A 15172-nucleotide genomic window follows, 5' to 3' on the forward strand; every position below is an offset into this window, starting at 1 on the left:
TTTCGGCCTTTCGGCTTTCGCGCTCCCCGACTTTAGCAGATGCTTTCCGCCGGATTTACCGACCCATCGTGAGGACGCACGTCTCCGTGGCGTTCTCGTCGCGGGGTTAACCCAACGTACTGGAGGAGCCCGGTCGGAGCAAATCGGGGTTGCGTGCGGTGCCGTGGTGTGCCGGGCCTTGAGGGGGTGGCAGACTTGAGTGGTCTGGACCACTTGCTTGGAGGCTTCATCATGACGACTGTCTCGTCGCCCCTGACCGGGCGCGTCATCGGTCTGGCCGCGGTGCCCGACCCCGTGTTCTCGGGTGCCATGGTGGGGCCCGGCACGGCGATCGACCCCGTGCGCGAGCCGTCAGTGGCCGTGTCGCCGGTGGACGGGGTGGTCGTGTCCCTGCACGCGCACGCGTTCGTCGTGGTGGACGCAGACGGGCACGGGGTGCTGACCCATCTCGGCATCGACACGGTGCAGCTGAACGGCGAGGGCTTCGAGGTGCTCGTCAACAAGGGCGACACCGTCGTGCGCGGCCAAAAGATGGTGCGCTGGGACCCCGCGGCGGTCGAGGCCGCCGGCAAGTCCCCGGTGTGCCCGGTGGTGGCTCTGGAGGCGACGGCCGAGGCCCTGGCCGGCCTCGTCGAGGACGGAGAGGTGGCCACTGGAGCCACGCTCTTCTCTTGGACGTAGCCTTTCCGGCAAGGCCACTCCCGACGCATACACACAGGCAACGCGGTCGCGAGCGTCCGCGACAACGGAGACGGGTGAGATGGAGACAACGCTGCGAGGCGTCGGTGTCAGCCACGGCGTGGCGATCGGCGAGGTACGGCACATGGGAACCGCGGTTCTCGAGCCCCCGGCCAAGCAGATTCCGGCCGACGAGGCGCCGCGGGAGCAGGCCCGGGCGCGTCAGGCAGTCGAGGCGGTGGCCAACGACCTGATCGCGCGCGGCAACCTGGCCGGTGGCGAGGCGCAGGCGGTGCTGGAGGCGCAGGCGCTGATGGCGCAGGACCCCGAGCTTGTGGCCGATGTGGAGCGCCGGATCGCGGTGGGCAGCTCGGCGGAGCGCGCGGTGTACGACGCCTTCGCCTCCTACCGGGCCCTGCTCGCCAACGCGGGCGAGTACCTGGCGGGGCGGGTCGCCGACCTGGACGACGTCCGCAACCGGATCGTGGCGCGGCTGCTCGGGGTGCCGATGCCGGGTGTCCCGGACAGCGACGAGCCGTACGTGCTGATCGCGCGCGACCTGGCGCCGGCCGACACCGCGCTGCTGGACCCCTCGCTGGTGCTCGGCTTCGTGACCGAGGAGGGCGGGCCGACCAGCCACAGCGCGATCCTCGCGCGTGCGCTGGGGGTACCCGCGGTGGTGGCGCTGCCGGGCGCGACGGAGCTGGTGGAGGGCACGGTCGTCGCCGTGGACGGCAGCACCGGCGACATCTACGTCGACCCGGACAAGGACCGGCGGGCCGAGCTGGCGAAGGCCGCGGAGGAGCGCAGGGCGGCGCTCGCCGCGACCTCGGGGCCCGGTGCGACCTCGGACGGGCACAAGGTGCCACTGCTGGCGAACGTCGGCGGTCCCGCGGACGTCGAGGCCGCCGTGAAGGCGGGCGCGGAGGGCGTGGGCCTGTTCCGCACGGAGTTCCTCTTCCTGGACGACTCGAAGAACGCGCCGTCGGAGGAGATGCAGGTCGAGGCGTACCGGCAGGTGCTGGAGGCCTTCCCCGAAGGGCGGGTCGTGGTCCGGGTGCTCGACGCCGGCGCCGACAAGCCGCTGGAGTTCCTGACGCCCGCGGACGAACCGAACCCGGCGCTGGGCGTGCGCGGTCTGCGGACCCTGCTCGCCCACCCCGACGTGCTGCACACGCAGTTGCGGGCGCTCGCCACGGCCGCCGAGGGACTGCCGGTGTACCTCGAGGTCATGGCGCCCATGGTGGCGGACCGCGTGGACGCCAAGGCGTTCGCGGACGCGTGCCGGGCGGCCGGGCTGCACGCGAAGTTCGGCGCGATGGTCGAGATCCCGTCGGCGGCGCTGCGGGCGCGCTCGATCCTGCAGGAGGTGGAGTTCCTCTCGCTGGGAACCAACGACCTGGCGCAGTACACCTTCGCGGCGGACCGCCAGATCGGCTCGGTCTCGCGGCTGCAGGATCCGTGGCAGCCGGCGCTGCTGGACCTGGTGGCCGCGGCGGCCGACGCCGCGCGGGCCGAGGGCAAGAGCTGCGGTGTGTGCGGTGAGGCGGCCTCCGATCCGCTGCTGGCGTGCGTGCTGACAGGTCTGGGCGTGACGAGCCTGTCGATGGGCGCGGCGTCGATTCCCTACGTGCGGGCGACACTCGCGAAGTACACCCTGGCGCAGTGCGAGCGGGCGGCGGCGGCCGCCCGGGCGACGGACACGGCGGACGAGGCGCGGCGCGCGGCGCAGGCGGTGCTGTCCGGGGAGTGATCGCTTCCCGTGCTCCCCAGGGGCGTCCCACCGGTGGTGGGGCGCCCCTGGGCGTTCCCGCGCCCCGCGGAGCTCAGCCGTCCTCCGGTGGTGGGAGGACGAATCCGGGGCGGTGGACGACGCCGGGCTCGGGCGGTACGGGATCGCCGGACTCGGCGTCGGTGCAGTAGGCGTTGAAGACCTGTGCCTCGGTGAGGGGTTGGAGCCAGCCGTCACGCAGCGTCCAGCCGCGCACCTCGTCCGGACGGTCCGGTGGGGGCTGTCCGGTGCCCGTGCCGCTGCGCAGTACCAGGCCTCCGGGGCTGTCCTCCGCGATCCCCGCGGCGAGGACGGTGCAGCAGACCAGGGCCTCGGCCTCGACGAGGTGGACCATGCCCTGCTCGTCGCAGCGGGCGTGCATGGCGGCGAGGAGCGTGGTGCCCTCGGCGGGCACGCTGCAGACGAGGTGGTGGTGGCCGGGTCCCGCGGCTTCGAGGAGGCGCATCAGTGCCTGGGATGCGCGGTCGAAGGACGTACGGGCGAGGTCGTCGCCGCAGCCGGCGCAGTCCCCGGCGCGGGCCAGGATGCCGGAGGCCCGTTCCCAGGTGGCCTGGCGGCCCGCCTCGTACTCGAGCTCGGTGACGAGGAGTTCGAGGGGCTGTCCTGTGTAGGGGACGGTGGGTCCGGCCGTGGTGACGTCGGCGGCGTACCGCGTGCGGGAGCCTGAGCTGTCGGGGTCGTGGCCGGTGTCGGCGCAGTACTCGGCGTACTCGGCGGGGTCGAAGGGCCCGACGCGGGCGTGGATGCCGCGGGAGGCGAGGGAGCGCAGCAAGCCCTCGATCTGCCTCAGGTAGGTCCTGTGGTCGTCGAAGGTGAAGCTCCGGTAGCCGCGCATGGCGGCGAAGTCGGCGGGGTCGGTGAGGACGGCGACGGTGGTCGGTGCCTCGCGGCGCAGGGCGCGGCGGCCGGTCCTCGCGGCACGGCGGGCGGGGCGGGCGCTCTGCTTGCGGTGCTTGGTGTGTGCCATGACGGCTCCCCCTCGGTACGACGGTCAACTGTCACTCACCGTAATCGCCACCACTGACAGTCACCGTCGCGCTGGGGACGGCGGGGGTCTTCAGGTCCGCGGCCCCCTGCTCTTCCACGGCGTCCAGCCGGTCGAGGCGGCGGCGGACGAGGGCGCGCTGGCCGACGGAGACGGCGGCGAGTCCGGCGCCGAGGCCCAGCCAGCCGAGCGGGCCCGCGGCCATGACTGCGGAGGTGAGCAGCACCGGGCCGGCCGAGCGCTGGGCGGACTGCGCGAGCCCGTGGACACCGAGGTACGAGCCCTGGGACCGGCCGGGCGCGAGGGCGAGGGACAACTCCCAGGAGATCGCGGCGTGGACGATCTCCGCGGCGGTGAAGGCCGTGGCGGCGACGACGAGGGCGACGACGGCGGCCCCCGCCGAGCCCACGGCCGAGACTGCCATGGCCCCTCCCGCGACGAGGAAGGCGACGCCGAGCAGCGGCAGTGAGGCGGCGGCCCTGCGCGGCTCGTCGCCGAGGCGGCTGAGACGGACCTGGAAGAGCACGACGAGGACGTTGTTGAGCACGAAGAGCAGGGCGACGAGGCTGTGCGGCGCGACGGTCGCGGTGGCGATCCACAGGGGCAGGCCGACGTTGAGCGCGGTGTCGTCGAGGAGGAGCAGGGTCTCGGTGGCGGTGTACGCGAGGTAGCCGCGGTCGCGCCACGGGCTGGTGGCAGGGGTCTTCGTCCGGGGCGGTTCCCCGCCCGTGGTGGCGGGCGCGCCGGTCACCACGCGTGCGGGCGACGGTGGTTCGCCGCAGCGCAGGACGAGCAGGGCGGCGCCGGCGAAGGAGAGGGCGTCCCCGATGAGCATGGTGCGGTACGCGGTTCCGGTGCCGATGGCCAGGGCGACGGCGGCGGCAAGCCCGCCGACGCCGAAGCCGATGTTCACGACGGTGCGCTGGAGGGCCTGGTAGCGGACGCGGTCCGGGCCGGCGACGCGGGCGGCGTACAGCTTGGTGAGGACCGAGGCGGCACGGTCGCCGAGGCTGCCGAGCGCGGCGATGGCCAGGAGCAGCCAGAAGGTTCCAGTGAGCAGGATGCCGACGGCGGCCGCGGCGCGCAGGGCGTGGACGGCGGGCAGCAGCCGGGTGAGCGGGACGCGGTCCGCGACCCGGCCCGCGACGGGGGTGCCCGCTACGCCGACGGCGCCGGCGACGCCGAGCAGGAGGCCGATCTCGTGCGGGGACAGGCCGGCGACGTACGTGTAGTAGAGCGCCGAAGTGCCGTACCAGAGACCGGATCCGGCCTTGTCGGTGAGGCTCACCCAGAGCATGCGGCGGCCGTCGCGGCCGCCCGGTACGAGATCCTCGATGTCGCTGCGGCTGCGAGGGAATCGCATGCACTGCCCCCTTGACCCGAAGTTTGTATTGATACAGACTTGCGAATGTGGCAGCACAATATGCGATCAGTGGCACGAGCGCCAAGGGCATTGCCGCGTCCGTGGAACGGGGGGTGGCCGACGGGACGTTGTCCCCGGGGACCGCGCTCCCGCCGGTGCGGACGCTGGCCGATCGCCTGGGAGTCAGTCCCGGCACGGTGGCGACCGCCTACAAGGAGCTCCGGCAGCGCGGGATCGTCGTCACGCGCGGCCGTGGCGGCACCGTCGTCGCGCAGGCGCCCGCGGTGGCGTCCAGGAGACCGCCGAAGGTGCCCGACGGGCTGCGGGACCTGACCGGCGGGCATCCGGACCCGGCCTTCCTGCCGGAACTGCCGGCGTCGGTGCGCGTGACGCCCGGGGTGCGCTCGCACCGTTCGGCCCCGCGCCTGCCGGAGCTGGAGGAACTGACCCGCATGTGGTTCGACCGCGACGGGGTCCCGGCGGACGACGTGACGTTCGCGCACAGCGCGCTGGACTGCGTCGGGCGGCTGCTCTCCGTCGAGTCGCGGCCCGGCGACGCGGTGGCGATGGAGGACCCGGGCTACCACCATCTGCTCGACCTGGTGCCCGCGCTGGGCCTGCGGATGGTGCCCGTCGCGGTGGACGACGAGGGCATGCGGCCCGACGCGCTGCGCGACGCGCTGCGGGCCGGGGCCCGCGCGGTGGTGTGCAGTCCGCGCTCCCAGAACCCGTACGGCGGGTACTTCTCGCCGTGGCGACGGGACGCTCTGCTCGCCGTGCTGCGGGAGGCGCCCGACGTGCTCGTCATCGAGAACGACCACGCCGCGGAGATCGCGGGCGTACCGCTGAACAGCCTGACGTCAGGAGGGCTGCCGCGCTGGGCGCAGGTGCGCACGGTCACCAAGTACCTGGGCACGGACCTGCGGTGGGCGGCCCTCGCCTGCGACCCGACCACACTGGCGCGGCACGACGGGCGGCTGCTGCTCACCTCGGGGTGGATCAGTCATGTGCTGCAGGCGATGGCCGCGCGGCTGATGACGGACGCGGCCGCACGGCTGCTCGTGGAGGCGGCGCGGGACGCGTACGCCCAGCGGCGGGAGGCCCTGGTCGCGGAACTGGGAGCGCGCGGGATCGCGGCGCACGGGGCGAGCGGGCTGAACGTGTGGGTGCCCGTGCGGGACGAGGCGGCGGTGGTGAACGGACTGCGCTCGCGCGGGTGGTGGGTGGCCGCGGGGGCGAGGTTCCGGCTCGCGGCGGGGCCCGGGGTGCGGATCACGACCGCGGGGCTGCGGCCCGCGGAGGCGGGCACGCTGGCCGCCGACTTCGCGGGCGTCCTCGGCGAGTTCGGGGCGACGTACGGGGGGTGAGGCGGGCCGGGACCCGGGCCCGCCTCACCCCCCGGGGCGGCGCTCAGCCGCGGGTGCGGGCCAGCTCCTCGTAGAACCTGAGCAGCTCCAGGTTGTCGACGGAGCCCGGGTTGACGGCCTTGTCCAGCGGCGTGCCCTGCAGCAGCTTCTTCACCGGGACCTCGATGCGCTTGCCGGTGAGGGTGTGCGGGACGCCGGGGACCGGGATGATCTCGTCCGGGACGTGTCGGGGGGAGAGCTGTTCACGGATGATGCGCTTGACCTTGTCGCGGAGGGCGTCGTCGAGCACCGCGCCCTCGGCGAGCTGCACGAACAGGGGCATCCAGTAACCGCCGTCGGGCTGTTCGATGCCGATGACCAGCGACTCGCGGATCTCCGGGAGGCGTTCGACGGCCTCGTAGATGTCGGCGGAGCCCATGCGGACGCCCTGGCGGTTGAGGGTGGAGTCGGAACGGCCGTGGATGACCACCGTGCCGCGCGAGGTCAGCGTGATCCAGTCGCCGTGCCGCCAGACGCCGGGGAACATCTCGAAGTAACTGTCGTGGTAGCGGCTCCCGTCGGGGTCGTTCCAGAAGTGGACCGGCATCGACGGCATGGGGTTGGTGACGACCAGTTCGCCGACCTCGTCGGTGACGGGCTTTCCGTACGGGTCCCAGGCCTGCAGGTCGGTGCCGAGGCAGGGGGCCTGGAGCTCGCCGATGTACACCGGAAGGGTCGGGACGCCGCCCGCGAAGCAGCTGCACACGTCGGTGCCACCGCTGACGGAGGCGATCCACAGGTCCTCCTTGACCTCGTCGTGGATCCAGCGGAAGCCGTCCGGCGGGAGCGGGGAGCCGGTGGTGGCCACGCACGTGACGGCCGACAGGTCGTGGTCGCGGCCGGGGTGGACGCCGGCCTTGCGGCAGGCGATGACGTACGCGGCGGAGGTGCCGAACACGGTGGTGCCGGTGCGCTCCGCCACGCCCCACTGCGCCCCGGTGTCGGGGAAGCCGGGACTGCCGTCGTACAGGACGATCGTGGATCCAGCGAGGAGGCCGCCGACGAGGAAGTTCCACATCATCCAGCCGGTGGAGGTGTACCAGAAGAACCGGTCCCGCGGCCCGAGGTCGAGGTGGAGGCCGGTCTGCTTGAGGTGCTCCAGCAGGATGCCGCCCTGGGACTGGACGATGGCCTTGGGCAGGCCGGTGGTGCCGGAGGAGTAGAGCACCCACAGCGGGTGGTCGAAGGGGACCTGCTCGAAGACCGGCTCGGGGTCGCCGGAGACCAGGGACTCCCACTCCAGGGCGCCCTCGGGGGCCGCCGTGCCCAGCAGCGGGATGTGCACGACGGCGCGCAGCGAGGGCAGTTCGGCGCGCAGCTCGGCGACGACCCCGGTGCGGTCGTGCTCCTTGCCCCCGTAGCGGTAGCCGTCGACGGTGAACAGGACGACGGGCTCGACCTGCTGGAAGCGGTCCAGCACGCTGCGTGCGCCGAAGTCCGGGGCGCAGGACGTCCACACGCCGCCGACGGCGGCGGTGGCCAGCAGGGCGACGACGGCCTGGGGGACGTTGGGCAGGTAGCCGCTGACCCGGTCGCCGGGGCGGACGCCCAGGGCGCGCAGCTCGTGGGCGAGGGAGGCGACCTGGCGGCGCAGGTCGGCCCAGCTCGTGGCGCCGGTCTCATGGCGCTCGTCGAGGTGGAGCAGGGCGGGCTCACCGGCCCGCGTCGCGTCGCCGGCGGGACGCAGTGCGTGCTCGGCGTAGTTGAGGGTGGCCCCGGGGAACCACTTCGCGCCGGGCATGGAGGCGTCGGCGAGGACGGTCGCGTACGGGGAGGAGAAGCGCACGTCGAACCACTCGACGACGGATTGCCAGAAGGTCTCGGGCTCGCGCACCGACCAGGCGTGCAGGGCGTGGTAGCCGGCGACCGGGTCGGCGGTGTCGGGGGCGGGCGCGCCGTGGTGCTCCGCCGCCCAGGCCTGGAAGCGCGTCACCTGGGCACCAGAGACACGGTCCGGGCCGGGCTGCCAGAGCGGCTGCTCGGTCGCCGGGTCGGCGGTGGGCTCAGGTGTGGTGCTCATGGGGCGGCTCCCGGACGGTACGCGACGCTGCGTGATCTGCGGCTGGACCCCGGCCGGGCGGAATGTCCCCGGTCGCGGCTGGGCAGGACGATGCCACGCGATCGTCTCAGGCGCCAGGGCACGCCCCACACATTGGGGGGTGGAAGCATGTGCCGGGCCGCCAGGTGGAAGGTGGCCGGCCGGCGGCTGGGCGGGCGGGAACGGAGAAAGGGTGGGCCTCATGGATGCTCGGGACCTGGTGCGGCAGGTACGGCAGGTCGGATCGGCGAACGGGCTGAGGGCGGTGCGCGCGGCGTGGCGCCGGCAACGCACCGACGCACGTGACCTCCCGCGGCGGGGACCGGAGCGGGCGCGGGTGCCGGGACCGGCCGAGGGCGCGGATCCGCTGCCGGGCGGCGGGCTGGTCCGCTTCGCCCGGTCGACCCTGCGGGTGCGGGTCGCGGCGGGCGGCGCGGTGTTCTGCGGCTGGGACGGCGCCGAGCCGGAGCCGTCGTACGCGCTGGACGGCAGTTGCCCCGACGCCGACACACGGGCGGTCATCGAGCCCGACAAGGACGGCTGGCGGGTGGTGTCGGAGCGGATCACGGTGCTGGTCTCCCGGCACGGGGCGGTCGAGTTCCGCACGCCGGGGGGCCTGCTGCTGCGGCGTGACCTGCCGCCACGCTGGTGGGACCCGGTGAACACGGCGAACCCGGCGGGCGGCGCGGAACCGCGCTGGGTGCAGCGCTCTGAGACCGCCGCGGACGCGGCCGTCTTCGGGCTCGGCGGGCGCGCCGCGGGGCCGCGGCTGAGCGAGGGCACGTACCGGCTGTGGAACACCGACCCCGGCGGCGCCTTCGAGCCGGAGACCGATCCGCTGTACATCACCATGCCGCTGCAGCTGGTCGTCGCCGACGCGGGCAGCCATCTGGTCTTCCACGACAACACCTGGGACGGCCGGGTGACCCTGCGCGACGGCGAGGAGGGCGCGGGTTCCGGCCACGACCGCCCCGGCGGCTGCGAGACACGGATGGACGGCGGCCCGCTGCGCTACTGGGTGATCCCCGGCACGCCCGCGCGGATCCTCTCCTCCTGGACCGCGCTGACCGGCCGGCCGGCGCTGCCGCCGCGCTGGGCGCTGGGGTACCAGCACTCGCGCTGGGGCTTCGGCACGGCGGCGGAGGTGCGCCGGGTCGCGGCGGGCTATCGTGAGCGGGAACTGCCGCTGTCGGCGCTGCACCTGGACATCGACCACTTCGACGGCCACCGGGTCTTCACCGTCGACCGCGAGCGCTTCCCCGACCTGCCCGCACTCGCCGAGGAGTTGCGCGGGCACGGGGTGCGCCTGGTGTCGATCGTGGACCCGGCCGTCAAGCTGGAGCCGGGCAACCCCGTCCACGACAGCGGGGCCGCGGCCGACGCCTTCGTACGGGACGCGCAGGGACGCACGGTGCACGGCGTGGTGTGGCCCGGCGACGCGGTCTTCCCGGACTTCACCGACCCGCGGGTGCGCAAGTGGTGGGGCGGCCTCTACGCGGAGCGTCTGTCGCAGGGCTTCGCCGGGGTGTGGCACGACATGAACGAGCCGGTGTCCTTCGCCGCGTTCGGCGACACCACGCTCCCCCGCTCCGCGCGGCACGCGCTGGAGGGCCGCGGCGGCGATCACCGCGAGGCGCACAACGTGTACGGGCTGACCATGGCCCGGGCCGGCCACGAGGGGCTGCGCGAACTGCGGCCCGGCTCCCGGCCGTTCCTGTTCTCCCGCTCCGGCTGGGCGGGCATGCAGCGGTACGGCGGCACATGGTCGGGCGACGTGTCGACGGGCTGGCCCGGGCTACGTTCGTCGTTGTCGCTGGTGCTGGGGCTCGGCCTGTGCGGGGTGCCGTACTCGGGGCCGGACGTGGGCGGGTTCACCGGGAACCCGTCCCCTGAGCTCTACCTGCGCTGGTTCCAGATGGCCGCGTACCTCCCGTTCTTCCGCACGCATTCGGCGATCGACGCCGGGCACCGTGAGCCGTGGGAGTTCGGGCCGCGCGTCCTGGAGGCGGCCGGGGCGGCGATGCGCGAACGGGAGCGGCTGATGCCCTACCTGTACACGCTCGCGCACACCGCGCGGCGTTCGGGCGCGCCCTATGTGCGGCCGGTGTGGTGGGGCGATCCGGAGGACCGCAAACTGCGCTCGTGCGGGGACGCCTTCCTGCTGGGGGACGCGCTGCTGGTGGCGCCGGTGCTGGAGCAGGGTGCGACGGAACGGGCGGTGCGGCTGCCCAGGGGCCGCTGGTACGACACCGCGACCGGGGAGGCGTACCAGGGGCCCGGTCAGGTGCTGTTGCCCGCGCCACCGGAGCGTGTCCCGGTGCTGGCCAGGGCCGGCGCCGTGGTGCCGGTGGCGGAGGAGGACGGCACGGTGACCCTGGAGGTGTGGGCTCCGGCGCCCGGGCGCGGCGGGGGCGGCACGTTGATCACCGACGCCGGGGACGGCTGGGCCGACCCGCGGGTGGAGCGCTTCACCTCGCGGATCGCCGACGGCGAGGTCGTCGTGGTGCGTGAGGACCACGACGCGGTGGGGTACCCGGTGCGCGTGCGTGGCGCCGCGGTTGGGTAGCGGCCGTTCGGTGCCGCCTCAGTAGCGGCCGCCGAACCAGTTGCGCACCGCCGCGGTGTGCAGCGGGAAGGCCAGTTCCGCGGGGGCGAGGAGGATCTCCCGGCCGTCGGTCTCGTCGGTGGCGACGGCGGGCGGCAGGTCCCGCGCGGCGCGCTCCGGCAGGAGGCCGAAGACCAGCAGGTGCCCGCTGTCCCCGCTGAGGGCGTCCGCCAGCCGTACGTCGCCCGCGGCGGCCTTGATGCCGGTCTCCTCGTCGAGTTCGCGTACCACGGCCTCCTGCCACGTCTCGCCGAGGTCCACGAAACCACCGGGAAGGGCGAGCAGTCCCCGCCGCGGCTCGATGGCCCGGCGGACCAGGAGCAGACCGGTGCCCTCGGCGGTGCGCACGGGCAGCAGGGCGACAGCGACGGGGAGCGGATTGCGGTACGTGACGCCACCGCAGGCGGCGCAGGTGCGCGGCCATCCCGCGCCAGGGGCGAACTCCGTACCGCAGTAGGAGCAGTGGCGGTCCTTGCGGCGAGTGCTCACGCGCGGACTGTAGCGGATTGACCGGCCGGGCACGGGTGTCGTGCGGAGCCCTGTCCGTCGCGGCGGGTGAGAGGGCACACTGGCGCCGTGACACCCGAATCCCTCGGAAAAGGCGCCAATCTGCCCGTTCCCGTGCCCGCCGTGCGGGCCGTGCTCGACTGGACCGCGGGTCCCGGCGTGCCCGACGTCGACGCCTCGGCGCTGCTGCTGGGCGGCGACGGACGGGTGCGCTCCGACGCCGACTTCGTGTTCTACAACCAGCCCGCGCACGCCTCCGGCGCCGTGCGGCACGCCGGGAAGCAGACGGGACCCGGGCAGGCCTCGGACGCCCTCGACGTCGACCTGGCCCGCGTGGAGCCGGCCGTGGAGCGGATCGTGCTGTGCGCCTCCGCGGACGGCGGCACCTTCGGTCAGGTGCCGGGGTTGCGGCTGCGGCTGCTGGACGCGCGCAACGGGGCCGTGATCGTGCGGTTCGACATGGCGGCCACGACGGAGACGGCGTTCCTCGGCGGTGAGCTGTACCGGCGCAGCGGGGTCTGGAAGTTCCGCGCCGTCGGGCAGGGCTGGACCTCCGGACTGGCCGGGCTCGCCACGGACTTCGGGATCACCGTCGACGCGCCGCAGCCTCCCGTGGCGCCGGCCGCGCCGCCGCCTTCCCCTCCGGCGCCGCCCTGCCCACGGCCCGCGCTGCCCGTGACGGTGCCGCCTCCCCTTGCCCCTCCCCCGCCGCCGGCCACGCGTCTCACCAAGGGCGAGGAGCACCTGCCTCCCGACATGCGCGAGCGGCTGAGCCTGCGCAAGGAGCAGGTCGCCGTCAGCCTGCGCAAGCACGGTGCGGCGGGCGTCGTGGCGCGCGTGATCCTCGTGCTGGACGCGTCGGGCTCGATGAGCGGCCTGTACGCGCGCGGGGTCGTCGCCGACGTGGTCGAGCGCATGGCGGCGGTCGCGGCCCAGCTGGACGACGACGGCGACATGCAGGCGTGGACCTTCGCCTCGCACTCGGCACGGCTGCCGGACCTGCGGATCGCGGAACTGCCGCTGTGGCTGCGGCTGCACGTCCGGGTGGGCGAACTGAGCCTGTTCGGCCGTCCCAAGAAGCCCCGGCACGGGCTGCAGCCGGGCCAGGTCGACATGCGGTTCGTCGGCATCCAGAACGAGGAGCAGAAGGTCATCGCCGAGGTCCGGGCCTTCGTGCGGGCGTACCCGACGGCGGCACCGACGCTGGTGCTGTTCTTCTCCGACGGCGGCGTCTACCGCAACGCCCAGATCGAGCAGCAGCTGCGGGAGGCGGTGGAGGAGCCGGTGTTCTGGCAGTTCGTCGGACTGGGACGGGCCGACTACGGGGTGCTGGAGCGCTTCGACACCCTGCCGGGCCGGCGCGTGGACAACGTCGGCTTCTTCGCCGTCGACGACATCGCCACCGTGCCGGACGCGGAGCTCTACGACCGGATCCTCTCCGAGTTCCCGTCCTGGATGACGGCCGCGCGGCAGGCCGGGATCCTGCGCTGAACCTCCCGCTTGTCGGCGGCCGTCGGGCCGTGGGACTCCAGGACGACCGGTGCGCCGAGGGCGTCGCCGATCGCCTGCGACCAGGCGCCCGGATCGGGGCCGGGCACGTCCCAGCGGGCCGGGCGGGCCGTCAGCAGCCGTTCGGTGAGGGCGGCCTGGCGGCCGAGGTCCCCGGGCGGGGCGGTGGGCAGCCGCGTCTCGCCGGTGTCGTACGCGCGGACCAGCCGCAGCTGCGGGCAGCGGCGGGGCGCGTCCAGGTGGGTGACGGCGAGGGCGTCCACACCGCCGCAGGCCTCGACGGCGTAGCGGTGGGCGACGGCGTCGAAGTGGCCGGTGCGGAAGGCACCCTGCCAGGGGCCGTGGTCGTTGTGCGGTTCGGGCAGCAGCGGGGCGAGTTCCCGGTCCTCGGTGACGTGCGGTCCCGGGCCGTGCCGGGTGGTGTACGTCCGTACGACGCCGAGCCGGCGGGCCTGCCGGCCGGCTTCCGCCAGCAGGGTCTCGGCATTGGCGAAGGTGGTCGTGGACCAGGTGGTGTACGGGTGGAAGCCGTGCCACTCGTCCAGGAGCACGCCCTGGGCGCCCTCGAGGACGACCGCGCCCTCGCGCAGGACGCGGGCGAGGTGGCCGTCGCCGGTGAGGGTGACGGCGCGGGCGAAGGCGGTGAGGGCGTCGGCGCAGTCCTCGGGCGGTGGGGCGGGCAGGCGCCGGCCGAACTCGTCGGCCAGGCGGTCGCGCAGCAGGCGCAGCTTGCGCAGCAGCCGGGGGCGTGAGGCGCAGTCCCCCGCGGTGGGGGCCTCCTCCGGGTGGGCGAGGGCGTAGGCGGCGGTCTCGCCGATGCCCATGCCGCACGAACCATGGCGGGCCGCTCCCCGTGCCTGCTCCCGCAGCCGGTTGGCGGCGGCGTGGTACGGGGTGGTGAGGCGCGCCGCGCGGTCGACGCTGAGAAAGGCGTACGGGGCGGTGACCCCGAGGGTGGTGAGGTGGTCTGCCTCGGCGGCCAGCGCGAGGGGGTCCACCAGCATGAAACGGGACAGGTGGGTGGGGACGCCCTGGAGGGTGCCGGAGCCGAACTGGGCGAAGGTGTGGTGGCGTCCGTCGGTGGTGACGACGTTGTGCGCCGCTTGGGCTCCGCCGTTGAAGCGGACCACCGCGCGAACCGGCCCGCTCGCGCAGAGCCGGTCCACGACGGTGCCCTTGCCGGCGTCGCCGTAGCCGAGGTCGACGACGATGGTGTGCACGGGGTCCTCCGGGAAGGGCCTACAGGCGGGTGGTGCCGGTGGCGGAGTCGCCGCCGGCGCCGGAGCCGTCGATCAGGGGCGTGTCCGTCACCGCGACGGGCGCTCGGTCGCGGTCGAGGGCGGCCAGGGCCTTGCCGACGGTGCCGGTGGCGGTGGAGCCGAGGTCTGCGAGGTCGTCGAGGCCCTCGGCGAGGTCGATGGCCTCCTCGCCGAGCCCGATGGTGACGGCGATGGTCTCGCAGACGGCGTCGAGGTCGTCGAGCTCGATTACGTTCTGGCCGAGGAGTCCCCGCCAGGTGCCCAGGACCTCGGTGTTGCCGACGTAGGAGGAGCCCGCCGGGAGGATGTAGTAGACGTCGAACTTCTGCTTGAGCTCCGCGACGATCCGCGTGACCGGGATGTCCTCGGCGAGGTCCTCGCCGAGGACGTCGCGCACCTCGCGGGCCTTGACCTTGCCGTAGGGCAGCTCGTCGCCGATCAGGAAGAGGTAGCCGCGGCGGCCGCGCTTCTCGTGGCAGTCGAGCGAGGTGTGCCGGGCCATCGCGTACAGGGCGAGCTCGTAGGACTCGGTCATCTGTCCGCCGCCCCCGCCCTCGAGCAGGATGTTGCCGAGGTCGTCGTCCATGCGGTTGTCAGACTCGAACTGACCCAGCTGGAGCGGGACCCGGTCGCAGGTGGCGTCGCCGACCGCGCCGAAGAGGATCTGCGGGTGCTCGGTGTAGCCCTTGCGCAGGAGCAGGCCGAAGAGCTCGGGGAGCTTGGTCTGCAGGACCTGCGGGACGGTGCGCATGGATCCGGTGACGTCGAACAGGACGGCGATGGCGAGCGAGGTGGGGTGCTCGTCGGAGTCGCGGCTCTCGCGGACGCCGATGCCCTTCGGGTCGAGCGAGGGGTGCGCGGTCCAGGAACCGCGCGGCGCGGACGAGGTGACGCGGTCACTGTAGGCGAAGGCGCCGGCGCCGCTGGCGGCGCGATAGCGCGCGGCGGCGTCGTAGACGTTGGTGGACCAGCTTCCGCTGCCCATGGTGGTTCCCCCTTGGTGTCGGGTGTTTCGGGTGTCGGGTGTGCG

At 74.0% G+C, this 15172-nt stretch carries 11 protein-coding genes; 5 read left to right on the top strand and 6 right to left on the bottom strand.

Features of this window, described 5'->3' with window-relative positions:
* Window positions 1–231: 231 nt before the first annotated feature.
* Window positions 232–681 carry a PTS sugar transporter subunit IIA gene (locus ACRWNP_RS22170; protein ID WP_431963980.1) on the top strand — a complete coding sequence of 150 codons (450 nt, stop codon included), beginning with the start codon at window positions 232–234 and terminating at the stop codon, window positions 679–681.
* Between the two features lie 79 nt (window positions 682–760).
* Window positions 761–2431: a phosphoenolpyruvate--protein phosphotransferase gene (gene ptsP, locus ACRWNP_RS22175; RefSeq protein ID WP_431963982.1), complete on the top strand. Its 1671-nt coding sequence runs from the start codon at window positions 761–763 to the stop codon at window positions 2429–2431.
* A gap of 73 nt (window positions 2432–2504) precedes the next feature.
* Here ptsP and ACRWNP_RS22180 read toward each other — a convergent pair whose 3' ends face one another.
* Together ACRWNP_RS22180 and ACRWNP_RS22185 are read right to left on the bottom strand one after the other, a co-directional pair.
* Window positions 2505–3437: a hypothetical protein gene (locus tag ACRWNP_RS22180; protein ID WP_431963984.1), complete on the bottom strand. Its 933-nt coding sequence runs from the start codon at window positions 3435–3437 to the stop codon at window positions 2505–2507.
* Between the two features lie 31 nt (window positions 3438–3468).
* Window positions 3469–4818, bottom strand: coding sequence for an MFS transporter (locus tag ACRWNP_RS22185; RefSeq protein WP_431963986.1), 1350 nt, complete (start codon window positions 4816–4818; stop codon window positions 3469–3471).
* A 47-nt stretch (window positions 4819–4865) separates the two neighbouring features.
* Between ACRWNP_RS22185 and ACRWNP_RS22190 the strand changes: the two genes are divergently transcribed.
* Window positions 4866–6185 (top strand): aminotransferase class I/II-fold pyridoxal phosphate-dependent enzyme, encoded by a 1320-nt coding sequence (locus ACRWNP_RS22190; protein WP_431963988.1) that lies wholly within the window; start codon window positions 4866–4868, stop codon window positions 6183–6185.
* 43 nt (window positions 6186–6228) lie between these two features.
* On the opposite strand, the gene ACRWNP_RS22195 is transcribed toward ACRWNP_RS22190, so the two are convergent.
* A complete protein-coding gene (locus ACRWNP_RS22195) occupies window positions 6229–8244 on the bottom strand; it encodes an acetoacetate--CoA ligase (protein ID WP_431963990.1) in 2016 nt (671 codons plus the stop codon).
* 220 nt (window positions 8245–8464) lie between these two features.
* Here ACRWNP_RS22195 and ACRWNP_RS22200 point away from each other — a divergent pair, with 220 nt between their 5' ends.
* Entirely contained in the window at window positions 8465–10828 is a 2364-nt protein-coding gene (locus ACRWNP_RS22200) for a glycoside hydrolase family 31 protein (protein ID WP_431963992.1), read from the top strand.
* An 18-nt stretch (window positions 10829–10846) separates the two neighbouring features.
* On the opposite strand, the gene ACRWNP_RS22205 is transcribed toward ACRWNP_RS22200, so the two are convergent.
* Window positions 10847–11356, bottom strand: a complete 510-nt coding sequence (locus tag ACRWNP_RS22205; RefSeq protein WP_431963994.1) for an NUDIX domain-containing protein — start codon at window positions 11354–11356, stop codon at window positions 10847–10849.
* A gap of 87 nt (window positions 11357–11443) precedes the next feature.
* Here ACRWNP_RS22205 and ACRWNP_RS22210 point away from each other — a divergent pair, with 87 nt between their 5' ends.
* Entirely contained in the window at window positions 11444–12865 is a 1422-nt protein-coding gene (locus ACRWNP_RS22210; RefSeq protein ID WP_431963996.1) for a VWA domain-containing protein, read from the top strand.
* Here ACRWNP_RS22210 and ACRWNP_RS22215 read toward each other — a convergent pair.
* Window positions 12796–14103 (bottom strand): adenylosuccinate synthetase, encoded by a 1308-nt coding sequence (locus ACRWNP_RS22215; RefSeq protein WP_431963998.1) that lies wholly within the window; start codon window positions 14101–14103, stop codon window positions 12796–12798. The two genes, ACRWNP_RS22210 and ACRWNP_RS22215, sit on opposite strands and share 70 nt — an antisense overlap.
* Window positions 14104–14122: 19 nt before the next feature.
* Entirely contained in the window at window positions 14123–15127 is a 1005-nt protein-coding gene (locus ACRWNP_RS22220) for a hypothetical protein (protein WP_431964000.1), read from the bottom strand.
* Window positions 15128–15172 lie beyond the last annotated feature (45 nt).

Source organism: Actinacidiphila sp. bgisy160 (assembly GCF_965342435.1).
Classification (GTDB): Bacteria; Actinomycetota; Actinomycetes; order Streptomycetales; family Streptomycetaceae; genus Actinacidiphila.

Coding starts and splice junctions, on each gene's coding strand:
- ACRWNP_RS22185 (WP_431963986.1), bottom strand. CDS start 4,818: ATGCGATTCCCTCGCAGCCGCAGCGACATCGAGGATCTCGTACCGGGC.
- ACRWNP_RS22180 (WP_431963984.1), bottom strand. CDS start 3,437: ATGGCACACACCAAGCACCGCAAGCAGAGCGCCCGCCCCGCCCGCCGT.
- ACRWNP_RS22220 (WP_431964000.1), bottom strand. CDS start 15,127: ATGGGCAGCGGAAGCTGGTCCACCAACGTCTACGACGCCGCCGCGCGC.
- ACRWNP_RS22170 (WP_431963980.1), top strand. CDS start 232: ATGACGACTGTCTCGTCGCCCCTGACCGGGCGCGTCATCGGTCTGGCC.
- ptsP (WP_431963982.1), top strand. CDS start 761: ATGGAGACAACGCTGCGAGGCGTCGGTGTCAGCCACGGCGTGGCGATC.
- ACRWNP_RS22200 (WP_431963992.1), top strand. CDS start 8,465: ATGGATGCTCGGGACCTGGTGCGGCAGGTACGGCAGGTCGGATCGGCG.
- ACRWNP_RS22195 (WP_431963990.1), bottom strand. CDS start 8,244: ATGAGCACCACACCTGAGCCCACCGCCGACCCGGCGACCGAGCAGCCG.